The organism is Aquirufa sp. (genome assembly GCF_044239315.1).
GTDB lineage: Bacteria > Bacteroidota > Bacteroidia > Cytophagales > Spirosomataceae > Aquirufa.
Genome location: NZ_JBIIBQ010000007.1, coordinates 43,765 through 67,270 on the forward strand (window position 1 = coordinate 43,765; position 23,506 = coordinate 67,270).

The 23,506-nt window shown below is 43.2% G+C and carries 24 protein-coding genes; 14 read left to right on the top strand and 10 right to left on the bottom strand.

The genetic code is table 11. From position 1 onward, the window contains the following. Window positions 1-26 precede the first annotated feature (26 nt). A complete protein-coding gene (locus ACILP5_RS03860) occupies window positions 27-1,343 on the top strand; it encodes a Gfo/Idh/MocA family protein (protein ID WP_395617344.1) in 1,317 nt (438 codons plus the stop codon). Here ACILP5_RS03860 and ACILP5_RS03865 read toward each other — a convergent pair. Then, window positions 1,338-3,035: a GMC oxidoreductase gene (locus tag ACILP5_RS03865; protein WP_395617345.1), complete on the bottom strand. Its 1,698-nt coding sequence runs from the start codon at window positions 3,033-3,035 to the stop codon at window positions 1,338-1,340. The two genes, ACILP5_RS03860 and ACILP5_RS03865, sit on opposite strands and share 6 nt — an antisense overlap. A 3-nt stretch (window positions 3,036-3,038) precedes the next feature. Further along, window positions 3,039-3,935, bottom strand: coding sequence for a sugar phosphate isomerase/epimerase family protein (locus tag ACILP5_RS03870; protein WP_395617346.1), 897 nt, complete (start codon window positions 3,933-3,935; stop codon window positions 3,039-3,041). A gap of 100 nt (window positions 3,936-4,035) precedes the next feature. Between ACILP5_RS03870 and ACILP5_RS03875 the strand changes: the two genes are divergently transcribed. The 9 genes from ACILP5_RS03875 to ACILP5_RS03915 all read left to right on the top strand — a co-directional run bounded on the left by ACILP5_RS03875 (window position 4,036) and on the right by ACILP5_RS03915 (window position 9,341). After that, window positions 4,036-4,386: a bleomycin resistance protein gene (locus ACILP5_RS03875; RefSeq protein WP_395617347.1), complete on the top strand. Its 351-nt coding sequence runs from the start codon at window positions 4,036-4,038 to the stop codon at window positions 4,384-4,386. Then, window positions 4,383-5,120 carry a subclass B1 metallo-beta-lactamase gene (bla, locus tag ACILP5_RS03880; protein ID WP_395617348.1) on the top strand — a complete coding sequence of 246 codons (738 nt, stop codon included), beginning with the start codon at window positions 4,383-4,385 and terminating at the stop codon, window positions 5,118-5,120. Before ACILP5_RS03875 ends, bla begins: the two co-directional genes overlap by 4 nt. Continuing rightward, a complete protein-coding gene (locus ACILP5_RS03885) occupies window positions 5,113-5,400 on the top strand; it encodes a hypothetical protein (RefSeq protein WP_395617349.1) in 288 nt (95 codons plus the stop codon). The genes bla and ACILP5_RS03885 overlap by 8 nt, the downstream gene beginning before the upstream one ends. A 98-nt stretch (window positions 5,401-5,498) precedes the next feature. Beyond that, complete coding sequence (locus tag ACILP5_RS03890; RefSeq protein ID WP_395617350.1) at window positions 5,499-6,299, top strand: type II toxin-antitoxin system antitoxin SocA domain-containing protein; 801 nt, start codon at window positions 5,499-5,501, stop codon at window positions 6,297-6,299. Further along, the gene (locus ACILP5_RS03895) at window positions 6,296-6,640 is read left to right on the top strand and encodes a hypothetical protein (RefSeq protein ID WP_395617351.1); all 345 of its coding nucleotides are present in this window, start codon (window positions 6,296-6,298) and stop codon (window positions 6,638-6,640) included. Before ACILP5_RS03890 ends, ACILP5_RS03895 begins: the two co-directional genes overlap by 4 nt. 71 nt (window positions 6,641-6,711) lie before the next feature. Beyond that, on the top strand, window positions 6,712-7,584 hold the full coding sequence (locus ACILP5_RS03900; RefSeq protein WP_395617352.1) for a sugar phosphate isomerase/epimerase family protein: 873 nt from the start codon (window positions 6,712-6,714) through the stop codon (window positions 7,582-7,584). 24 nt (window positions 7,585-7,608) lie between these two features. Further along, the gene (locus tag ACILP5_RS03905; RefSeq protein ID WP_395617353.1) at window positions 7,609-8,055 is read left to right on the top strand and encodes a winged helix-turn-helix transcriptional regulator; all 447 of its coding nucleotides are present in this window, start codon (window positions 7,609-7,611) and stop codon (window positions 8,053-8,055) included. 154 nt (window positions 8,056-8,209) lie between these two features. Beyond that, window positions 8,210-8,758, top strand: coding sequence for a hypothetical protein (locus tag ACILP5_RS03910; RefSeq protein ID WP_395617354.1), 549 nt, complete (start codon window positions 8,210-8,212; stop codon window positions 8,756-8,758). A 25-nt stretch (window positions 8,759-8,783) separates the two neighbouring features. Next, a complete protein-coding gene (locus ACILP5_RS03915) occupies window positions 8,784-9,341 on the top strand; it encodes a hypothetical protein (protein ID WP_395617355.1) in 558 nt (185 codons plus the stop codon). Between the two features lie 55 nt (window positions 9,342-9,396). Here the strand turns inward: ACILP5_RS03915 and ACILP5_RS03920 are convergent, their stop codons facing one another. Continuing rightward, window positions 9,397-10,734: a PhoPQ-activated pathogenicity-related family protein gene (locus ACILP5_RS03920; protein ID WP_395617356.1), complete on the bottom strand. Its 1,338-nt coding sequence runs from the start codon at window positions 10,732-10,734 to the stop codon at window positions 9,397-9,399. Between the two features lie 43 nt (window positions 10,735-10,777). Beyond that, window positions 10,778-13,201 (bottom strand): TonB-dependent receptor domain-containing protein, encoded by a 2,424-nt coding sequence (locus ACILP5_RS03925; RefSeq protein ID WP_395617357.1) that lies wholly within the window; start codon window positions 13,199-13,201, stop codon window positions 10,778-10,780. Between the two features lie 178 nt (window positions 13,202-13,379). Between ACILP5_RS03925 and ACILP5_RS03930 the strand changes: the two genes are divergently transcribed. Together ACILP5_RS03930 and ACILP5_RS03935 are read left to right on the top strand one after the other, a co-directional pair. Further along, window positions 13,380-13,820: a ubiquinol-cytochrome c reductase iron-sulfur subunit gene (locus ACILP5_RS03930; protein WP_395617358.1), complete on the top strand. Its 441-nt coding sequence runs from the start codon at window positions 13,380-13,382 to the stop codon at window positions 13,818-13,820. Window positions 13,821-13,868: 48 nt separating this feature from the next. Continuing rightward, entirely contained in the window at window positions 13,869-14,096 is a 228-nt protein-coding gene (locus tag ACILP5_RS03935; RefSeq protein WP_395617359.1) for a hypothetical protein, read from the top strand. A 91-nt stretch (window positions 14,097-14,187) separates the two neighbouring features. On the opposite strand, the gene ACILP5_RS03940 is transcribed toward ACILP5_RS03935, so the two are convergent. Next, window positions 14,188-14,406, bottom strand: coding sequence for a DUF4287 domain-containing protein (locus ACILP5_RS03940; protein ID WP_395617360.1), 219 nt, complete (start codon window positions 14,404-14,406; stop codon window positions 14,188-14,190). Between the two features lie 57 nt (window positions 14,407-14,463). Between ACILP5_RS03940 and ACILP5_RS03945 the strand changes: the two genes are divergently transcribed. Together ACILP5_RS03945 and ACILP5_RS03950 are read left to right on the top strand one after the other, a co-directional pair. Continuing rightward, the gene (locus ACILP5_RS03945; RefSeq protein ID WP_395617361.1) at window positions 14,464-14,742 is read left to right on the top strand and encodes a hypothetical protein; all 279 of its coding nucleotides are present in this window, start codon (window positions 14,464-14,466) and stop codon (window positions 14,740-14,742) included. A gap of 3 nt (window positions 14,743-14,745) precedes the next feature. After that, entirely contained in the window at window positions 14,746-15,075 is a 330-nt protein-coding gene (locus ACILP5_RS03950) for a hypothetical protein (RefSeq protein WP_395617362.1), read from the top strand. Here the strand turns inward: ACILP5_RS03950 and ACILP5_RS03955 are convergent, their stop codons facing one another. The 5 genes from ACILP5_RS03955 to ACILP5_RS03975 are packed head-to-tail and all read right to left on the bottom strand — an operon-like array spanning window position 15,076 to window position 23,501. Further along, the gene (locus ACILP5_RS03955; protein WP_395617363.1) at window positions 15,076-17,175 is read right to left on the bottom strand and encodes a c-type cytochrome domain-containing protein; all 2,100 of its coding nucleotides are present in this window, start codon (window positions 17,173-17,175) and stop codon (window positions 15,076-15,078) included. Then, a complete protein-coding gene (locus ACILP5_RS03960) occupies window positions 17,175-18,626 on the bottom strand; it encodes a DUF1501 domain-containing protein (RefSeq protein ID WP_395617364.1) in 1,452 nt (483 codons plus the stop codon). The genes ACILP5_RS03955 and ACILP5_RS03960 overlap by 1 nt, the downstream gene beginning before the upstream one ends. Before the next feature lies 1 nt (window position 18,627). Next, a complete protein-coding gene (locus ACILP5_RS03965; protein ID WP_395617365.1) occupies window positions 18,628-20,946 on the bottom strand; it encodes a PSD1 and planctomycete cytochrome C domain-containing protein in 2,319 nt (772 codons plus the stop codon). A 53-nt stretch (window positions 20,947-20,999) separates the two neighbouring features. Continuing rightward, on the bottom strand, window positions 21,000-22,430 hold the full coding sequence (locus tag ACILP5_RS03970; protein ID WP_395617366.1) for a c-type cytochrome domain-containing protein: 1,431 nt from the start codon (window positions 22,428-22,430) through the stop codon (window positions 21,000-21,002). Then, window positions 22,431-23,501: a 6-bladed beta-propeller gene (locus tag ACILP5_RS03975; RefSeq protein ID WP_395617367.1), complete on the bottom strand. Its 1,071-nt coding sequence runs from the start codon at window positions 23,499-23,501 to the stop codon at window positions 22,431-22,433. It abuts the gene before it with no gap. Between the last annotated feature and the right edge of the window lie 5 nt (window positions 23,502-23,506).

The following is a 23,506-nucleotide window of genomic DNA, read 5'->3' on the forward strand; positions in this document are numbered from 1 at the left end:
AATACCTCTACCTAAAAAAGCAAAATATGAAAAGTTCAAAATCGATTAACAGACGTGATTTTCTTGCTAAATCTAGTCTTGCCATTGGCTCTTTTTTCATTGTTCCCCGTCATGTTTTGGGAGGGATTCGTCCAGATGGATCTCCTTACATAGCCCCAAGTGATCTCATTAACTTAGGTTTTATTGGTACCGGAAAGCAGGGAAGGGGATTATCCAATTCGTTTTTGAGCACAGGGGAGGTCCGAATTGCGGCGATATCAGAGGTATACCAAGCGAAGGCAAACTTGTTTTTAGATCGAGTAAAAGAGATTTATTCCAAATCATCTACCCTAGGTACTTATTCTGAAATTCCCCAATACCAAGACTTTACAGAATTATTAGCATTGAAAAATATTGACGGGGTGGTGATTGCAAGTCCAGATCATTGGCATGCTGCCATGGCGGTGCGTGCTGCTGCTGCCGGCAAAGATATTTATTGTGAAAAACCGCTTTCGTTGACCGTAAAAGAGGGTCGTGCGATGGTGGATGCGACACGAAAATACAAGCGCGTTTTTCAAACGGGATCCATGCAAAGATCCTGGCCAGAATTTAGACAAACCGCGGAGTTAATACGCAATGGCTATATAGGCGAAGTGAAATCGATTAAAGTGAATGTAGGCCCACCGCCTGTAGCCTATGATTTAAGTGCTGAGGCATTGCCATCGGGTTTGGATTTTACGAAGTGGCTAGGACCGAATGACGCGGTTGCATTTAATTCCGAATTAGCTCCTCCAATTTCAAAAGACGTGTTCCCTAATTGGAGAAAATACAAGGAATTTGGCGGAGGCGGTATGACGGATTGGGGCGCTCACATGTTTGATATTGTCCAATGGGCACTAGATATGGATGGAAGCGGACCGGTTCAAGTGGATGCTCCTAAAACGAATGGAAATGAATTTTTGACCTATACCTACGCAAACGGCATTAAAATGACACATCAGCCATGGGAATGGAATAATGCCATCGAGTTTGTGGGTACGGAGGGTACATTACGCGTGCAACGGAAGAAGTTGGAAACATCGAATGCGGCCTTGAAGGATCGGGTGATAGGCGCTTCTGAAAAGCATGTGTATGAAAGCACAAATCACTACAAGGACTTCTTGTCTGCGATGCGCAATCGTACGATGCCTATTTGTGATGTGGAGATTGGCCACCGAACAGCCTCCATTTGTAACATTGGAAACATTGCCTATGAGACGAAAAAATCATTGGCCTGGAACCCAAAATCGGAAAAGTTCAATGATGCGGAGGCGAATGCCTTGCTTGGTAGAAAACTGAATAAAGCGTGGGGGATTAAGTTATAGATTCAATCGTTTCTTCTCTTTCACCGCATAATCCACCGCGCGAGCGGTTAAGGCCATATACGTCAAAGATGGATTCTGTGTCGATGTCGATGTCATGCAGGATCCATCTGTGACGAATACATTCTTGCAGTGATGCATTTGGTTAAATGCATTCAACATAGAGGTTTTGGGATCCCTTCCCATGCGTACTCCACCCATTTCGTGATTCTCGTTACCTGGTAGACGTTTCGTATCGATGGGTTGAATGTTGTGGAAGCCTGCCGCGGAGTACATCTCCGTAAATTGTTGATGGAAATCGGTCAACATCTTCTCATCATTTTCGTCGTAGCCGATCGAAACGCGTAGTTGTGGAATGTCATATTTGTCTTTCAGCTGTGAGTCCAATCGGACGGTCGAATGCGCTTTTGGAATTGTCTCGCCCATCATGCCCACGTTGATGTGCCAGTTACCTAGTTTTTGGGCTAACAAAGAATTTTTCAAAGATTCGCCTACTAAATCGGACGCATTTTCGACGATACGTGCCGCACTTAAGTTGCTGGCATAGCCTCGTAGGAAATCGGTTTCTTGTTTGTACACATTTCTGAAGCGTGGGATATATCCAGACGTAGGTCTTTTCCCGGCGGTTATGTAGTCTAAATCCCCATCGTATTCAGCTGTAATTCTGCCACGGTAACTGTGGAAGGCCATGTGCGTTCCTAAGATGCCGGAGTCATTTCCTAGTCCATTCGGGAAGCGAGCTGAGGTGGAATTTAAGAGGATTAAGTTGGTTGCCAAAGGCGAGGCATTCACAAAAATGATCGAAGCAAAATACTCTTCCATTTCATGTGTCAGCGCATTCACAACCCTTACTCCAATTGCCTTCTTTTTCTTCTCATCATAGATGATAGAATGGGCCACCGAGTGCGTTTTTAAGGTCAAATTTCCGGTCTGATATGCCGCGGGTAAAGTTGCCGAATTACTGCTGAAATAGCCGCCATAAGGACAACCACGTTCGCAGAGGTTGCGGTTTTGGCATTGACTTCTTCCTACTGACGTATGGATTTTATCTGCTTGACTTAGGTTCGCCGTACGAGCGATGATGACATGTCGATCAGGGAATTTTTCATTCACTACTTTGCCAAAATGTTTCTCCACACACGAGAGCTCATAGGGTTTTATAAAGTCGCCATCTGGCAGAGTTTCTAAGCCATCTTTATTGCCAGAAATCCCCACAAACTTCTCCACATAACTATACCAAGGCGCGATGTCCTTATAGCGAATGGGCCAGTCCACCGCGAAGCCGTCACGGTCAGGACCGCTGAAATCAAAGTCACTCCAACGCTGGGTATGTCGCCCCCACAAAAGCGAACGACCGCCCACGTGGTAGGCCTGAATCCAATCGTATGGCTTGTCTTGAATGTAGGGTTGTTCTCCGTCTTTGGTCAAAAAATGAGACGTCGCCTCTGAAAAAATGTAATTCTTACTCGCAATTCCATACTCTTTTTTCAGCTCTAATGGCACCTGCCCGCGATGTGGTAAATCCCACGGATTCGCTAAAGTGGTGGGATAATCGGTGACGTGTTTTACCTCTCTTCCCCGATCAAGCAATAAGGTTTTTAGCCCTTTTTCCGTGAGTTCCTTCGCAGACCAGCCGCCGCTGATTCCGGATCCGATGACGATGGCGTCGTAGGTATGTTTATCTTTAGATGTCATAATTTAGATCCACAATTTCGTGAAATTTTTCGCAAAATGTGGAATCGCTATTTCAGGTTCTTGAATTTCTGGATGCCAAAGCTTCTCCCACTCAAAACTATAATACCCCTGATATCCTCCCGCCTTTAGTTCATGTAGCGCTTCTCTAACGGGGGAATTTCCCTCCCCTAAAAGCGTATACGTTTCCCCTTTCTCCGTTAGGATGGCATCTTTAATGTGCGTGTGAAAAATGTATTTTTTCAAAGAAGCATACATCTGCTCCGGCGACTCTTTCGTGATCGACCACATATTAAAAAAGTCCCACACTAACCCCACATTTGTGTGATTCGCAGACTGCATGATGTGCAAAAGCATGTCGCTTTTGATAACTTTTCCGTGGGATTCTAATAATACTTTTACCCCGCTTGATTTCGCATGATTGCCTAATTCGCGCAAGCTGTTTATGATGGCATCGACCGTGGCATTTTCCTCCTGATCTTTTGGCAAATCATTTGGGAAAACACGAACAAAAGGACAATCTAATTGATGTGCGAGATCGATGAACTTCTTAGCCTCATCCAGATTTTTTTGCCGTTTCGCTGGATCTAAAAAATGCAGGTTCGCAGATGACCCTAAGTTCACTATTTTGATTTTTGCATCTGCCGCTTCTCTCTTCGTACTCGCGATGTTAGATGCTGAAAATAGGGGATTCGAAGGAAGATCTAATTCGCCTTTAATTCCCCTTATCTCAATGCCAGCATACTGATTTGCGGAGGCGTGATGTAACACCTGTGAGAAATTCCAGGAAGGACAACCTAAAGTTGAAAAGGATAATAGCGGTTTAGCAGGAGCTGTGAAATCCAGGACTGAAAGGCCTAAAAGGCCTGTGCTTTGCTTTAGAAATTCTCGGCGATTGTTCATTTGATTAGGTTTAGGTAGATGAAATTTAATAAAATACGTTGGCTTTCTCTAACTTTGGGCAGATAGACAGATATTATGAGAAATTAAAATTGACTTTCCTATGTTATTAACCATCATCCCTAAGCTCCCCATGCGCGATAAATCGGCATCGAAGCAATTCTATATTCAGGGTTTGGGCTTTTCAGAAATGGGGGATTATGGGGATTATCTTTTACTTAAGAAGGAGGCCATCGAACTTCATTTGTTTGAATTTACAGATTTGAATCCTTTTGAAAATGATGGGCAGGTTTATATTCGAACAACAGAAATTGAGGCGCTGTACCAAGATTTAATTGATCGGAAAATTCCCATTCATCCGAATGGGCCATTAGAGAATAAACCTTGGGGTCAAAAAGAGTTTTCACTCTTAGACCCAGATCACAATTTGCTTACTTTTGGCGAAAATCTATGAAATTAAAAGGTGTTCTATTTCTTATTTTCTGGGTTAGCGCCTCAGTCAAGGCGCAGAAATTACCCGTTGAGGTCTATCGATCGGCCGATTTAGTAGTTGTTCAAATTGCACCAAATGCGTTTGTGCATACCTCTTATTTGCAAACGAATGATTTTGGGAAGGTCCCTTGTAATGGGATGATTGCAAGAGACGCAAATGAAGCGCTCGTTTTTGATACACCCACAAATGACAAGGGTGCTGAGGAGCTTATTAATTTCATTGAAAATAAGTTAAACTGTAAAGTTAAGGCCGTGGTTCCCACCCATTTTCACGACGATTGTTTGGGAGGTTTAGCGGCGTTTCATGCGCACAAAATCCCATCTTTTGGCAATAATAAAACAATAGATCTAGCGAAAGCTAATCAGACGGCATATCCCCAAAATGGATTTACAGAAACGATTAAATTGAATGTGGGAGGGAGTTTCGCAACCGCCACTTTTTTAGGCGAGGGGCATACAAAGGACAATGTAGTAGGCTATTTTCCATCTGAAAACGTGCTGTTTGGAGGCTGTTTAATTAAAGAAATACAAGCTACAAAAGGGTTTTTAGGGGACGCAAATGTGAAGGATTGGTCTGGAACGGTAATGAAGGTGAAGCAAGCTTTTCCATTTGTTAAATTAGTCATCCCTGGTCATGGGGAAATAGGGGGGCAAGAATTGTTAGATTATACGATTAACCTATTCAAACATGAGTAAATTTCCTTTCTACGAATCACTAACAGAACCTTTACCACCAGCACATTTTTCCGTGCTTTTAAAAAGCCTTTGGTATGACGCTAAAGGCGACTGGAAAACAGCACATGATCTTGTGGATTCTTTAGCTGGCGAGGAGGCAGCTTGGGTACATGCTTATTTGCACCGCAAGGAAGGGGACAGCTGGAATGCGGATTATTGGTATGCGAGGGCGAAGAAAGTGCGGCCGTCACATACGTTAGAGGAGGAATGGGAGAGTTTAGTCATGCATTTTATGGCTTAGGCGGGAAAACTATTTGTTTTGTTATCAAACAATTGATAGTTCTTTTATCTAACAATTGTGTACCTTTGTTTTATTCCAAAGAGTAAAACAAAATCGAGATGGAGGATAAGCTAACAAAAAAAGATATTGGTTTTCGCGTGACTGAGCTTCGAAAAAGGAAGGGTTTATCTCAAGAAGATTTAGCAAAAAGCGTTCAGATTTCACGGTCTTCTTTAACCCAAATAGAATTAGGAAATAGAGGCGTCGATGTTCTAGAACTACATAAATTATCGTTGCAATTAGGGTTCTCCTTAGACGAATTTATGTCTGAAGACTTTGAATTGAGTCCTGATTTCGTGTTTGATGACTCCCCTTCTTTGGCAAAAAAAGAGCGAATTTCTGACCCGTTGTTTCAAGTAGAAAAATGTAAAAACGTATTACTTTATTTATTAGAGCGCTGTGCTGGCAAACCCAATGTGGGAGAAACTGTATTAAATAAGCTTCTTTATTTTGCAGATTTCAACTATTATGAGCTTTATGAGGAGCATTTAACAGGGGCAAAATATAGAAAACTTCCGTTTGGCCCTGTCCCTTCACAATTAGATACTCTTATTCAACAAATGATTGAAAAGGAGCATTTGCAACGTGTAAAAACAGTTTATCGCGGTTATGCCCAAACGCGGTTTTTACCCCTAGTTAAAGCAGATTTAAAAGAGTTAAAAGCGAGTGAAACGGAAGTGATTGATCGTGTGATTGAACAAATGAGCGATTGGTCTGCCGCGGCCATAAGTCAATACTCGCACAAAGATATGCCTTGGATAGCGTCTAAAGAGGGGGAAATAATCAATTATGAACTCGCATTTTACCGAGAGGCCCCTTTCTCTGTTAGAAATTATGGAGAGGAGAATGAGGAACAATGATTTTTCTGGAGTTAGAGGAATATAGAAAAGACCTAAAGTTTTTAGTAAAGAAGTACCGTTCAATTATAGAGGATTTAGAGGTGGTAAAGCAGATATTGGCGGTTTTACCCGATGAACGGCCACCTTTCAGTTTTGAAATAAGCGATTTAGGGTTGAGCACATGTGTTATTAAAGTGAAGAAAATTGCTTGTAAATCTTTAAAAGGGCGTGGCATTAATTCTGGTTTGAGACTAATTTACGCTCATTTTCCAGATGAATCTAAGATTGTATTTGTAGAAATTTATCATAAGAATGTGAAGGAGAATGAGGACCGCAAACGCATTTTATTGAACTTTCGATAACCCACTGCGAATCATTTTATCAAATAAATACATTAAATTGAACTTTCAACAAAAATTTTAAAACAGTACCTATGAAAATCAAATCAATTGTAGCGGTATGCGCCTTCATGGCGTTGTCGTTGGTTTCCTTTAAGCCATCTGATAAAGAAGTCCAATCTGAAAAACGTTTTGGAGGTTTAGCTTTGTACACGGTGCGCGATGCGATGAAAGATGCGCGCGCGACATTAGAAAAAGTAGCACAAGCAGGTTATGTAAACGTAGAATCTGCGGGTTATAATAATGGCAAGTTTTACAACTTGTCTCCGGCGGATTTCAAATCCCTTTTAGATGAGATGAAATTAACGCCCATCTCTGCTCACCAAAGTTCGGTTACTTTCGAAAATGTAGACCAACAAATCGCTGATTTAAAGGCAGCCGGATTCCAATATTTTGTCGTTCCTATCCCTCCAATGGGTTTGTTTGGACACGATGGGGGAAAAATGACCATGAAAGGAGGGGCTAAAAACTTAGCTCAAATCCTAGATAAATTAGGCGAGAAATGTGAAGCGGCTGGTTTACAATTACTGTATCATAACCACGATTTCGAATTCGTGAATGATGCAGAAGGAATTGTACCTATTGACTATTTGTTAGAGAACTGCAATCCGAAGTATGTTAATTTCCAAATGGATTTATATTGGGTGACTAAAGCAGGGGCAGATCCAGTGGCTTATTTCAAGCGTTATCCAGGTCGTTTCAAGATTTGGCATGTTAAAGATATGGATGATCAAGGTCGTTTCGCTCCAGTGGGAAATGGCAAGATTGATTTCAAGCGTGTTTTAGACAATAAAAAATTGTCAGGAATGCAGTATTATTTCGTGGAGCAAGACGCTTGCTTTAACGAAACAGCTTTAGAGGCCATTGTGATTAGCCATAAGGGTTTAGCGAAAATCGGATTTAAGTAACAATTCTTATTTTTGCGCACCGACATGAAAAAGAACAACAAGGATATGTTTCGATCTTTGTGCCCTATAGCTACCGGACTGGATGTTTTAGGCGACAAATGGTCGTTATTGATATTGAGAGATATGATATTTTTTCATAAATCCACTTTTAATGAATTCAAAACCGCTCCTGAGTTAATGCCTAGCAAAATGCTTTCAAATCGACTTAAGAAATTAGAGTCAACGGGGTTTGTAAGCAGAATGAAGGGGGTATTAAACAAGAAAAATGTTCACTATTTACTAGAAGAAAAAGGAATGGAAACCTTTCCCATCATGGTAGAAATGGCCATTTTTACCACTGATTTTTTTTACGATCACTTGGGAGATACCTATACAGGAATTGTAAAAACTAGAATGAAAAATGATAAAGAGAATTATATCAATGAAATGATAGATAGTTATAAGTCATTTAAAGAATCCCTCATTATTTAAGTAATCTTACTTCTTTTGATTTTCAGAGCCCCCGGTAAAATACTGGGGGCTTTTTTGTTGCTTTAATTATCGGAAAAATAATCCCGAATTTGTTTTTAGTTTCAAAATGATACTTATATTTGACAAACCAACTATTCTAAATTTACTATTTATTATGAAAAAATTACTATTACCCTTGATGGTATTGGCAACTATGTTTGCTTGTACATCACCAGAAAAAAAGGCAGATGCTGTTGCGTCTGATGATCCAAGAACCGGAACATTTTCTTCAAAGGATGCCAAATCTCAAAAAGTGAAAGAACTTATTGAGGCCTACATGAAGAATGATTCCTCTAAGATCTATGAGTATTATGTAGATACTGTTAAGATTTATGACCAAATGGCGAACCGTCAAGAGAATGGGAAAACCATTCCTAATCCGGGTGGCAGAACGGGTTTTGCGGCTAATGAGCGCATGAACCATGATTATTTTACCAATATCAATATTCCAACAGATTTGATTACAACCTTTGAATTTAAAGATGGAAGAGTCCATACTGGGCTTTGGGGATTATGGACTGGTAAAGGGAAATTTTCAAATAAAGACATCAGCTGTCCTTTGCACCTTATTTTCGTTTGGGAAGGCGATAAAGTGGTCCAAGAATACCGCTACTTTGATCCTACTGCATTAATGGAAGAGGTTGCAGCATCAAAAACTAAATAATTCACCTGTTTAAACTATAATCAAAATGAAAAAATTATTCTTATCCCTAATTGTACTTGCAACGATGTTTGCTTGTAATGCACCAGAAAAAAAGGCTGACGATGCTTCTTCAAAGGACATGGAAGGCGGGAGCTATATCTCTACGGATGATAAAACAGCCAAAGTGAAAGAATTGATTGAGTCCTATATGAAGGGGGATTCTTCAGTTGCACATGAATTATTTGTAGATTCGCTTAAAGCGTATGATGGTTTTGCTCAGAATGTTGATAGCTTAAACAATGTAAAAGTTAGTCCAGGAGGACGCTCTGCCTTTATTAATGCGGATATGTATACTCACACCATTTTTAGCGATATAACTATGTCATTAAAGCCGGGGGATCTTAAAACGTTCACAGGTAATAATGGACAAGTCGCTACCGGATATTGGGGTTTATGGAGTGGAAAAGGGAAGCATACAAATATGGAAACAAAGGTCCCTCTTCATATGATTTTATGGTGGAAAGACGACAAAATTGTATCCATTTATCGCATGTTCGACCCAGCTACTTTAAATGCGGAGGTGGCTGCGTCACAAAAGAAATAAGTTTTATTTTGTTTAGGGTTTGATACAAAAAGGGGGGCTTTCATTGCCCCCCTTTTTATAAAACATTGTTTGTATCTGTCGTAAATATGCGGGTACTTACCGTGTAGGTTCCGCCATTCGGATCTTTGTATTTCAGGTCCATGTAAAAGGCTTGGTAGCCTTTCTTCACATAGGGGATGGTATATTTTGCGGTTGATCCTTCTAATTTCACTCGGCGCGTTAGCCATAAATTATTGCGGAAATCGCGATCCGCAGAGGTGGTTGCCCAAATCGCCGCCTCCACTAATTCCTCCGGTTTTGCTTGCACGGTTAACTCAAATCCGTCTTTTCCTTTCTCCACATTCCAGGTGCTTACAGGATACTCTTTGTTTTGTAAAGTAAGTCCAAAGAAAGCACTCAATCCTTCTAGCGCCTGTTTCCCCCCGCCTAAATCATGGCCCGCGTTAGGGACATAATGGATTAAATTTTTGCCGGGGATTTGGTCAAAATAATGTTTAATCGCATCCGCCGTCCAATAGGGATCGTTCGTCGCCACAAAAATCATTTTAGGAACCGTCAGTTTTGTTCGATAGGAATATGGGTCAACCATGGCGGTGATGGCTTTGCCGTCCGGAGATTCCGTGCTTTGCGGGATACCAATTTTAACGTAATCCTCTATCTGATCGCTGTATTCCCCATAGGTTTCAAACTGGTAGCTCAAAGTTTTAGGCATGTTCAACATATCAATCACCATTGGTCCAATTGCCTTCACGCGCTTGTCATCAATCGCACTTGAAAGCCAAGTCGTCCAGCCTCGTTTAGAAGCCCCTGAAATGACAAAATTGTTGATTTTATGCTTCGTTTTTTGTGCAATAATTTCCTGAACTGCGTCCATTCCTTTCACGGCTGATTTCACCATCGGAAATAATAATGGCCACGAATAATCCCGGTCTTTTCGGAATTCATTCAGGGTATGGGTGATTAATTCATCCTCCGTTTTTCCATCAAAAAAGGGCTGGTTAGGCACCTGCTTGATGAGCGCAACAATGGCTTTGTTTTTGATAGCGATGGTACCTAAAGCGGGCCACAATTTGTCGTCTTTGCTCCAGTTTGGCAGCTCATCTTTGTTGCTTCCCCCCGTGATAAAAAACAGCGCACCGTCATATTGCACAGTTCCTGGGATGATAATGGTGAGCTGGTGCGTCCATTTGAAGCCGCGCCATTTTTGGGAAGTTAGCAATACCTGATAGGCTTTAGTGCTACCTAGATTAGCGGAATCTTTTAATTCCCATGAGTAGTTAGCGTCGCCATTAGTTAAATAGCTTTTTAGTGCATTTTCTGGAGTGATTTTGGTTTGTGAAAATCCCAGAATAGGAATCATAACGAAGATGATTCCAGCGAATAGATTTTTCATATGTAGGTTAAATGGTTTAGGTAAATATAGAAAAATATTTTAGCTAGTTTACAAACTTCACATTCAAACCTACATACCAGGTTCGGCCGTCTGCCGGCAGAATTCCTGGACCTGGATAACCGCCAGATCTACGCGTAAAATAGCGTGCATCCGTTAAGTTGTTTACGCCAAACTTCAGCTGGGCATACTTTTTAAATTTATAGGATCCCGAGATATCCTGCACTTGATACGCTGGAATTAGGCCAGTTGTCGCTGCGGAATTAGGAGTAACGGTGTTGCTCGCGTCTGAGAACGCTTCGCTAATGTCACTTATTTGCCAGCTCAATGAAAAGCCTTTTTTAGAATAGGTAATTCCGTAGCGATTGATTTTATCAGGGGCATTTTCCACGTGCTTACCTGCTAGGTTTCCTTCGACAATTTTGCCGTTTACGACTGATGTTGTTTTGAAGTCCAAATACCGTGCGCGAATCGCAGCCACTGAAGCAAATAAAGAGATGTTTCCAAAGCGTTGATTTTTCAGCCATGCGGTCGTTGGGCTAAATTCGATGTAAGCCTCTGCGCCTTTGGAAACCGAATGACCTAGATTTGTACGGTATTGATAAATTTTTCCATCAGCAGCAGTTTGCGCAATTGTTCCCACACGATTGTTGTAGTCAAGGTGGAAATAATCGATATCAAAAGTCAGGTAATTTCCTATCTCTCCTCGATAGCCAAAGTCAAAGTTATAACCTTTTGCATCTGATAAATTAGGGTCAATCACGTCTGTGGTCGCTGGAGGCAACAAATCGGAGGATAAAACAGGGCGATAGGCTTGCGCAATGTTGCTGTACAGTTTTGTGTTGGTGCTGATTTTATATTCTGCTCCTGCGCCTAGTAAGACGAATGATCGTCCTCGGCTACTCGGTATGGCCGCGATGGGCGAACCAGTAATGCTCAGACCAGATTGTCCCGTCATATGTGTTTCGATTTGTTCCAAACGGGCACCTACTGTCACAAGCAAAGGATCTGATGGTCTCAGAATCGTCTCCGCAAAAGCAGCATAATTGGTATTATGGAAGACCAAATCCCGAGTATACAATCCTTGAATATCAAAATCCATACCGCTTCCATTGCTTCCCACACCTAATTGCTTTCTTTTCATTTCACCGCCGAAATACCGAAGACCTGTGGCCACCGTATTATTCCAAGACCCTAGGCGGTAGTTTAGTAGATAGCGCAATTCCATGCCGTTTGTTTGGTAATAATCTCGGTCTACTTGTCTGTTTCCCATAAGATCAACCTCCGTTATGGCCTTTGTGAAACCCACCGAATTGCGTTCAGCCGTGGTCCCAAAATACTTCAAACTTAGTTTCGATTCTGTATTAATAACATAGTCAGCAGTCAATGCATAGATGAACCAGGGGTTGCTAAACCAGTTTCTGGCGCGCTTGCTTTGCTGGGCATTTTGGGCAAATTCTACGTCCGTTAAACCGCCTGCTTGTTGACTTTGTGTATACATGTAGGTCAGCTGGGCCCCTAACTTAAGTTTGTTGGAAACCGCGTAGGATAACTCTGCGTGCGAGTGATCCGTATTAAAATAGGAGTTTTGGCGCCATCCATTTCCTACTCTCTTCTGGTAGTAGGTGGTATAACTTAAACGTCCAGCTGTTCCCCCTAGGTAATTAAAGGAGCTAAAGAGGCCATTATTTCCGGTGGTGTTTTGGCTTTCAACCACCAGCTTTGTCGAAAGATCAGGCTTGCGAAGGACAAAATTCATTAGCCCTCCAAACTGAGGTCCATATTGTAGAGAGCTTGCCCCCCGAATAATTTCAATGCGGTCGACTACTTCCATTGGTGGGGTATAATAGGCCTCTGGGTAACCCATTGGGTCTGGGGTGATGTCGTAACCGTCCATACGCACATTGAATTCCCAGGACCGGTTAGGCGAAAGTCCTCGCGACGCCACTCCTAATTGGATGCCTGAACCATCGCTTTCCCAAACCGATATGCCGGGAGTTTTAGAAAAGATTTGGCGGGAATTATTCATCGCTAAATTAGCCTGCAGGTTATCGAGCAGGATGACCTCGTTTTTTTTGCCAGCCGTGATAGTGTATTCGTTTACCTCTGGTAAAAACGTGTTCCCTTTTACCCCTGATTGGGCAAAAACCGAAACGCCTTGAAGTTCTGTCACATCACTTAAAGAAATGTTTGCTTCGCGCTGTTCGCCTTCATTTAGCGTGACTTCTACAAGGCGGGGTTTATAACCTACAAAACTCACTTTGACTGTATACTGACCAGGCTTTAATCCTTTCAAAATATAATTGCCTTTTGCATTACTTTCTACTCCGCGTACTGTACCTACGAGCGCAATAGTGGCTCCAGGAAGTGGCTCCTTTGTTTCGGAAGTAATCTGCCCCGAAATAGCCCCTAATTGTGCAATAGAAGAGAAAGGAAGTATGAATAAGAAGGCTAGAAGGCGGTTTTTCACTCAGATTTTATTTAGACTAATTTTAAATAGAGCACAAATGTAAGTAGTGAATGCGAATTCTACAACACTATTTAGAATTATTTTAAATAAGACGAATGACGATTATTGATCGCGAGGTAGCTTTTTTCGAAACAAATAGCGGGATTTCTTGTTTAAAGTCTGATAAACAGCTAATTAGATGAAAATTAATCGCGAAGAGTTTTTAAATAAATTAACAGGGGGCCTTGCAGTCACTTGTGTTGCATGTATGGCCGCGGCTTGTGCTAAAGACGAGCCAGTCACGCCTGCTAATAATACAATTCCAGGTGGGAATACATCAGGAGTGACGGTAAATCTAGCTACCGAATTAAAGAACGTTAATGACTTTGTTGCCAAAACTGGGGTTATCGTCATTCGAACTGCCGCAGGAAATACAGCCAATAGCTTTTTGGCCTTTTCTTCCTCTTGTCCTCATGCAGGGGCAACGGTGGTATACAATAGTTCCACAAGTTCTTTTTTATGTGCTTCTCACGGGTCCACATTTAGCGCCAATGGGTCATTGTTAAATGGGCCAGCTGATAGGGGTTTGACGAGCTTAACAGTTGTGATTTCGGGTTCAACTTTAACAGTTAAGTCGTAGCTTAATGTGTAAATAAATTTTAACTTGTGGTTCACAAAATTTAACCACATGAAAAAATCTTTAACTAGATCGCTTTTTGCTTTAGCAATTTTAGCCTCTATGAGTTCTTGCGCCACCGTTTTTGGAGGAAGAGTGACTGAGTATCAAAGAACAAAACCTGCTGTAGGTCAGCCAGCCAGAGAAATTAGAGCTGGAGCTTTGATTGCCGATGTTTTCCTTTTCTGGCCAGGTGCCATTGTCGATTTCGCAACCGGAGCGATTTATCGACCAAAGTAATCGTTATCTAAGTAAGAAGCACCTTTTCGAAGGTGCTTCTTTGTTTGGGATTATCATCACGCTGAATAATCAAATGCCATTTTCACTACCACTAATCCTTCTTTCCCTTAAATAAAGCCCAAATCGCCATACAGTGTCCGTGGCCTAAATCGAATACCTCTTTCAACCAATTCGTCACGTCGGTCGCTTTAACAGTTGCAACCAGTTGACCGTTTTTTAGAAAGCCTTTTTGTTCAGCGAGTGATTTTAAATCTTCAGGGCTTTTTCCTGTTTTAGCTTGAATGTTATCGAGATAGGCTTGGAAAGACATATATAGGGTGATTACAAATTCAATTTTTGCAAATATATTTGTTGTAAATAAACCACCATGAAATCATCTTTCAACAAATACTTGTACATCGGTTTCGTCCTTTTTGGGCTTTATGAATTGTTTGTGAAACACTCGGCTTTAGAGGCTGCTACTCGATTCGGAATTGCTTTAGCATTTGATCCATTTGACCAGGATCAACCGTGGAAAGAGCGTCCCATGTGGCAAAAAGCGGTATTAATTTTTCATCTAGCTGTTGTTGCCGGATTGTTTGGCTATGAAGTAGGGAGCTCAGATGATTTAATAAATGGTATTAAAGACGGCTGGAACGGCAAATAGGCTATGTATATCTCACTCACTGGTTTAAAGCCTAAAGGATTCTTCTCTTACCTTCGGTTTTGGCTTTTAGCCATTCCGTCATTTCGTCAAGCCCAAACAGCGCCGGGAATTCTCCATAGCCAAGTTAAAAAGGTGCACGAATACCAATGTACGATTACCGCTTGGGAGAGCCGGGAGCTTATGCTAAATTTCATGCGAAGTGGAGCGCACCTTAAAGCCATGAAAGCCTTTTATCAAATCGCGACGGGTCCTACCTATGGGTATGAATCGGAGACCATTCCTAGTTGGGAGGAGGCGTATGCCTTACTCACGGAAAAGGGTAAAATGCATTGATTAATAAAACAATAATTCATCCACCCGTAACCAAGCGCCCTTTCCCTTGTTGTCTACGAAGGCCGGCATTCTTTTTAATCGCTCCGCTTTGATGCGGTAATATTTTGCCTTTATGCCGGTAACCGGGATGTTAATTCCACGTGGAGAATAGCCATTTTTCTCTTTAGGTTGAGAAGGTTTTACAGTGGTAATCAAACGCAATTTATCTGGCGATTCCCCTGCCCAAACTTCCACCTTCACCGGAGGGAAAACATCTGAATCCGTTCGCTCTAAATAGGAGAGGGTTACACCATGGATGGGCGCCGGCTGCGCAAAGGTAGCGACCGCATCGAAGTCTGTTTCTTTAAATCCAAGCCAAGAATAATTGGATACACCTTTCACCTCTCGAGCGCCTAACACAAAATCGTATAAGCTGGCACCGCCTGCCGCAGGATAGGTAGGGTCTGGCTTGGTTAGTAGATCTATGCGGGCTGGGATGAATTGAGATTTGTACACCCGCATGTCGATGGGCTTACTGGCAAGCCAGCCGGGCTTAGTGGCCAAGATACGTACCTTCGCATAATTCGTGATGGCAATCGATGCCTTTGTTGCCGGGCTACGTAAGCTATCGGGCAAGGAATCATTTAACGTATAGCGGAACAACACGTCACGCAAGGTATGTTTGAAGTTGAGCTTTTCTCCGGGTTTTAAAATCAGATTTTCATTCACTAAAATGGGTGGATTGATCTGCAAAGTTTCCTCCTTTGGAATGTAGCCGGCATCGAATGATACCTTTGGGAATTGGTTACGTAAAGCCCCTAAATCTGCCGTTGAAAGGTTCGTGCTCCACACATGAATTTCCTTTAAGGCAGGGAGTTTTGCAAGCAATTTCGATACCCCTGATTTCCCTACTTTCGTTCCCGACACAGACAACTGCTCTAAGTGATTTAAGCCAGCTAATTGTGCTATTCCTGCATCGTCTATAGACGTGAAATTGAGGTTCAATTTTTCAAGATGAGAGAACTTTGAAACAAGGTTCAGCGATTCATTCGTGATGGGCATTTTCGAGAGCTGCAAGCCTACTAACTGCTCGCTGACTTGCGATAAATTAGACAGCGTTATGGGATCAAATTTTGCCGCTACATAAAAATCTGCCTGCAATGCGGGGGACTCATTTGCGATTGGATACACCGTGCAATACGGGGTGTTCACGGATTCGATGGATGATTCCGACGCAGCTGAAAAATCGTACGATTTTGTGTTTGCTGTTAGGGTATTAGGCTGTAGTAGTTTCTGAAAATCCGCACTGAACTGACCCATTTTCTTATCGAAAGAAGCCCCTTCTTTTACCCATAAAGTCAAGATCGTAATTTCGTCAAGAGTCAACTGCGCTTTACCCAGAGGAGGCATGTGCTCCTTCGCGTTCATGGGCAATTTGATTCGCTGAATGAGGTGACTATTTAACGCATCCCCGGCCTTCCAAATCGCGCCATGTTTTCCGCCCTTCATCAGGTTCGCAATGCTATTCATTTTGAGTGCGCCTTTTGTCTTTTGGTCATTGTGACACGACTCACATTTGGCTTTTAAAATGGGTTGGACAATGTCCTCAAACACCACACTTTCTGAGGTGATTTCTGTCGCCTTCTCCCCAAAACGTAAATAGTCTTCCCCATGCGTTATGCTCGCTCCGGTGTGTCCGGCCACCACTAAGGCGGCGAATCCAAGCGCAGCTCCTATGAGGAGATTTCGGCGAAGTAACACCCAAACAAAATATAGAAATGATACCGCGACTCCCGACCACTGATGCCAGTCCAAAGCGCTCGTTTCGAAGCCGCCTTCTTTGGCCAAAAACAAACCAAAAATGGCTGTAATGGTGGAAAAGATGGCGGTAATTAATAACAGAAATTCAGCTAAAACTTCGAAGGAAGGCAACTGATTTTTGATGGCGAAAAGACCTAGCAATAAAACCCCGAAGCCGATAGGTAAGTGTAAAATTAGAGGATGCAAATGGCCGATACCTACTAGTGGCAATGCAAAGCTTGATTGGAAAATTAATAGGAAAACGAGGAAGCCTTGGAGACCCCACAAAATCAAATTCCCTATCTTTTCGACTTTCCCCATTACGCGATTAATCCTGGTAAAACATTCCCTGCGATATCCGTTAATCGGTAACGACGGCCCAAATGCTTGTAAGTCAATTGTTCGTGATTGATCCCCATCAAATGCTGTACCGTCGCATGGAAATCATGGATGTGCACCGGGTCTTTCACGACGTTATAGCCCAATTCATCTGTCTCCCCATAAACGGATCCCGCCTTTACGCCTCCGCCGGCCATGAAAATACTGTAGGCACGCGGGTGGTGATCGCGGCCGTAATTATCTACCGTATATTTCCCTTGGCAATAATTCGTACGACCAAATTCCCCTCCCCAAATTACCAGCGTTTCATCTAATAATCCGCGCTGTTTCAAATCTGTAATTAGTGCTGCTGAAGATCGGTCTACATCTTGCGCTTGCATCGCCATTTCTTGTGGCAAATTGCCATGAGAGTCCCAACCTTGGTGGTAAATTTGCACGAAGCGAACGCCCGATTCGGAAAGTTTACGCGCTAGCAAAACATTCGCCGCATAAGTACCCGGAACTAAACATTCCGGTCCATACATTTTGATGATGTGGTCTGGCTCTTTTGATAAATCCGTTAATTCCGGAACCGCTGTCTGCATGCGGTAAGCCATTTCGTATTGTTGTACTTTGGCTTCTACTTCCGGATCCTTATTCTCCGCAAAACCTTCGTGGTTTAATTCCGCAAGCTGGTCCAGCATTCTGCGGCGACCGGCCTTATCGATTCCATCCGAATCATTCAAATATAAAATGGGATCCTCTGAACTGCTAAATACCACACCTTGATGCGTCGAATCTAAAAATCCATTCGTCCAAAGCTTCGAATAAACACCCTGTCCATTTCCGCGTCCGCGCGAAAGTAACACGCAGAAAGCAGGTAGGTTTTTGTTCTCACTTCCTAAGCCATACGACATCCAGGCACCCATACTCGGGCGGTTACCTACCTGAGCTCCCGTTTGCAAAAAGGTCAATGCCGGATCGTGATTAATGGCATCGGTACTCATCGTGCGAATCACACAAATGTCATCCGCGATCGAGCCTATGTGCGGGAATATTTCACTGATGTAGGTACCCGATTTTCCGTGTTGTTTGAAATTATAATACGAACCGACGAGCGGGAATTTATCTTGTGATGCCGTCATTCCGGTGAGCCGTTGGGTCCCACGAATCGAGTCCGGTAAATCCTGCCCGGCCATTTTGTTCAGCATGGGCTTGTAATCGAAACTCTCATATTGCGAGGGAGCACCGTTTTGGCATAGGTAAATGACGCGTTTTGCTTTAGGGGCAAAGTGTGCAACGCCTAAAGGCAATGATTGCGCGGAGGCATCGCCTTTGAATAAATCGGGCACGAGCAAGGAACCTAGGGCTAGTCCGCCTATGCCCGCAGCCGCCTGACCGAAGAAATGGCGGCGCGTAATATTGAGTCGATTTTTAAAGAATTCGTTTTCCATATTATACCCGCATGATGGCCTCCTCTAGGTTATAAATTAATTGAATCGTCAGCATCATCGCCGCCGTAGATCCGGTGACCGCCGCCTTGTCCTGTTTGTATTCCCCTATCTTCATGAGCTTCTGAACTTTCTTCGGATTTTGAACACAAGAGGCTTGCTCGGCTTCATAGTATTTTTTCAGCATCGCGAGTTCCTTGTCTTTCGGAGCTCGACAAACAATGCGCCTAAATGCGCGCGTTAATTTATCCTCAAGGCTTCCTTTTTCACGCGAAAATTGACTGGCTAAGACGCGCGAACTTTCCAAAACGTGTGGATCATTCATCATCACCAAAGCCTGCAATGGGGTATTCGTTCGACCTCTCTGCACCTCACATTGATCGCGATTACTCGCATCGAAAATCAACATGGTAGGCGGTGGGACCGTACGTTTAATGAACACATACATACCGCGGCGGTATAAATCTTGGTTGTGGTCTTGGATGTAATTCATCAATGATCCTCTACCAGAAGTGGCTACTTCCCACAAGCCTTTAGGCTGGTAGGTCTTCACACTTGGACCACCAATTTCTTTATTTAAGATACCAGCAGAGGCTAATACTTGATCCCGAATCTGTTCAGCCGGAATTCGTATACGGGACATGCGCGACAAATAGATATTTTCTGGGTCGACTTTTATGGAAGCAGAGCTAACTGTGGAGGCTTGTTGGTAGGTGGCCGACAACACGATTTGTTTGACTAATCGTTTGATATTCCAACCGTGACTTTGGAAGTCAACAGCTAACCAGTCGAGTAATTCCGGATGGGTAGGAAGTTCTCCTTGCATTCCGAAATCGCCCACCGTTTTCACGATGCCTCGCCCAAAAAACTGTGCCCACATGCGGTTAACAAACACGCGAGATGTCAGTGGGTTTGCAGGATCTACTACCCAACGCGCTAAGCCAAGGCGATTTTGTCCGTACTTGGCAGGGGTGAAAGGTAAAATACTTTTTGGCAATCCAAAACCAACCTCAGGCCCAGGCATATCGTAATTCCCGCGCGACAAGACGTAGGTAGGCCGATGTTTACTGGAATCTGCCATGACCATGACGTCGACGGTTGCGGTATCTTTTTTATGAATAAATTTCAGAATCGATTGCACGTCTTTAGTCGATATGGACATATTAGGGGGATCCGCAAACGAGGCGTCGATGGTCCCAAACAATCCCTTTTCAGGCACCTGGTTAAAAAAGGCATAGGTGCTGTAATAGTCCTTTTGCGAAATAGGATCATACTTGTGATCATGGCAGCGCGCGCATTCGAAGGTCAGCGCAAGGAAAGATTTTGAAAAAGTATTCGTCCGATCGTTCACATATTCCACGCGGTATTCTTCGTCGATCACCCCACCTTCTTGCGTAATCTTGTGATTGCGGTTGAAGCCAGTAGCGAGTAGCATCTCTTTAGACGGCCGAGGCATTAGGTCGCCGGCTAGTTGCCACGTGACGAATTTAGCATACGAATAATTTGAATTAAATGCGTGAATTACCCAATCTCTCCACGGCCACATGGTTCGCAAACCATCATCTTGGTAGCCGTGCGAATCCGCATAGCGCGCCAAATCCAGCCATTGAATCGACATTTTTTCGCCGTAATGTTTACTGCTGATTAGCTCGTTAATGATCTTTTCGTAGGCCTGCGGGCTGTCATCTTTTAGGAAACGATCCTGCATTTCGAGCGTCGGCGGCAGGCCAGTTAAATCAAGACAAACTCGTTTCAATAACTGCTCTTTCGATGCTTCAGGGCTAGGCTTTAACGATTTCTCCGCCATTTTTGCGTAGACGAAGTAGTCAATCGGATTGCGCACCCAATCCTCATCTGCATCAGGCAATTTCGATTTTACGGGTTTGATAAAGGCCCAGTGTGGTTTGTAAACGGCCCCTTGTTTGATCCACTTTTCGATGAGGTCAATTTCATGTTTGGAGACTGTTAAATGCGAACTCATCGTAGGCATTCTTAACGAGGTATCCTTCGTGATTAATCGTTGGAAAGCATCTGAAGATTCTGGGTGGCCTGGAACAATGGCACGCATAGAAGGATTATCTTTGAAGGCGGCGTATGCTCCTTCCGGGGTGTCTAATCGAAGGCCAGCCTTTCGCTTGTTCGCATCCGGCCCATGGCATTTGAAACAACGGTCGGAAAGAATCGGTCGGATGTGGTAGTTATAATCAATGACATCCGGCATCGCGGTTTCCTGCGCTTGCGTATCTGAACAGCGGGTATACGCAAAAATGCTCCCGATGGCTAGGAGTAACAGAAACCCAAATCGCTTGCTCAATAATGTCATAGTTTTCAAGACGAATACCGAAATATACGATTAAATTTTTTCTTTGAAAATTGCTATTTGTTAAAGGCTAGCTGAGCGCTGTCTACTTCGATCGGCCACTGCCCTTTGAACCCAGATTGAATGGCTAAATCTGGTCGATTTTTTTTGAGTTGTGCGACGCCTTTTTCGGTAATTCGTGTTTGCCACAAATAAACGCGCTTGAGCGATTTGATTTTCGCAAGCGTTAGCAAACCTCGATCACTGATTTGGGTCCCCACCAGATTAATTGACTCTAAATAGGCCAAGTTTTTTAGGCTCTCGAGATCCTGGTCTGTAATTTTGGTATGCTGTAAATCAAGGAAAATCAACAAAGACATGTCCGCAATTTCCTTCATAAATTCTCCGCTAACACCGGTATTCCCTAATTTTAAGCGGATGATTTGTGCATTAATCGATCGTAAATCAGCCAGTTCTTTGTTGGTTACGCGAGGTGCGTTTATGGCATTGACCTCGATGTAGTTTTGGGCTTTTGAAACTGGATTTGCGAGTAGGCCATGCTTGCGAATCCGCGCAAGATCAGCCTCGTCGGCTGCATCAACTGACTGTTTAAATACGGCGGATTCCATTGCTACCTCCGCTTGTGTATACGATTTTAAAATGGCATTTATTTTTTCGTCAGCGGGTAGTTGGGCTACTTTTTTATTGAAATCAGCCCCCTGCTGTATCCACCAATGCAGTAAAGAAATGTCGTTCTCGGTTAGGGGAGTTTTTCCTTTTGGAGGCATGTGGTGCTCATCGTTTTCTTCCAATAAAAGCCGTTTGATTAGCTCGCTTTCTAAAGGCTTTCCGGCAGCGATAATGGGACCATCTTCGCCGCCTGCTAGGATAAAATTAGGGGCGTCTAAACGAAGTTTGCCTTTTTGTTTTTCTGCATTGTGGCAGGAAATACAGCGCTGGGTTAAAATCGGTTTGACGAGTTGCGTATAAACGACGGCTTCTTTCAGGTTTGTGATTTTAGGGGCCTCTTGCACGTCTTCTTTTTCAATTCCCAGCATTTTCTGTGCAGGGGCAGGGAAACTCGCCGTTAAATAATCAGAACCATGGGTTAGATTTCCTCCATAATGGCCGGTGACCGTAAGGCAAAGGAGCCCGAGAATAAACAGGGAATTCGTTAAATGGCGATTCAGGCCAGCGCGCATGATATAGGTTAAACCAAGCGATAGCACGCAAGTACTTACTCCCAGCCACAGGTGAATTTGTAAGGTCCCAGGATCGTATTCGCCAGCTTGTGCAAGCGACCAACCCATGGCTGCGGAGATTAGGGCAAATGCGGACGTCCAGATTAACATATGCACGACAATTGGCCGGGCAGCTGTATGCTTTTGTGCATAAAAAAAATGCAAAATACCGGCCATGAAGAACATACCGATGGGCAAATGCACCAGCATCGGATGGAAATGTCCCCAAAAAATAAGCCATGACTGGCCTGCCTCCGCGATCACCATTTAGCCAATTCGTTCAAGTTTGATTGGGTAGGTTTTTCCAGACGCCCACTGTGGCACATAGATATTTTCGTCGGAATCCGCATAGACATCGTGCGGGTGAATAAAGACTTTATGCACGTCGTCTTTTACCTGCTTTTGCAAAACGCCATTTTGGTAGATAGGTTCCGAGCCTCCGGGTGTTGAAACTACCTTCATATTTTTATCTAGGATTTGGATATATCCTGAACCCACTAGGGAGGCATCTGTGCTACGGAAGCAGGCGGCTAAAATATAGTCGCCGTGTAATACAGGTCGACAAACAAAAGACCCAGGTAGGTGATATCGAGTGATGAATTTACCATCTAACGTGAAGCGCTTTAAGCTATTATTCACGCGATCCGTGATTAATAATGTCCAGTTATTGGGGTCGCGGGTATCCACTAAAACCCCATGGCAGCAGTTAAACTTATTATCGTCATAAACGGAGGAGTGTCCTCCGAAGTGGCGGATGTAACGGCCTTGCGAATCATATTGAATGATGTAATTAGCCCCATATCCGTCGGCCACATAGATGTCACCATTCTTTGGATTGACCGCTGTTTCCGTGGGAACAAATTGAAGTGGATGATCGTATACGCCCGTCTCTTTTGGGTAATCAATCTTGAAAATTTCGCGACCTTTTAAATCAGTTTTGATGACTTGATGGCGTGTGTTATCGCAGATTAATAAAAACTGTTCGCCTCCTTCATTTAGTATGGTTAAACCATGGGCACCCGGATAGGAATGTCCCCAGGAGTCGAGTAGTTTGCCGGATTTATCGTAGATGAGGACGTTGTTTTTCACCTCGTTAGTGAGCATAAATAATCGGCCTTTTGCGTCTTCCACCATCTCGTGGCAGTCGTTTACGGGATTTTTTCCAGCGTCCAAAATGCCCCAATTGGGCACTACTTTATACCTAAATGAGCCATGGCCTAGGGTGATTTCTCCGGCTTTGGGTGCGATTTTTTTCATGTTGTTGTTGGTTAACAGGCCGGTTCCGATCAGTGCGGAACTGGCTTTTAAAAAGTCTCTGCGTGGGATAGATTCTTTCATCAGTT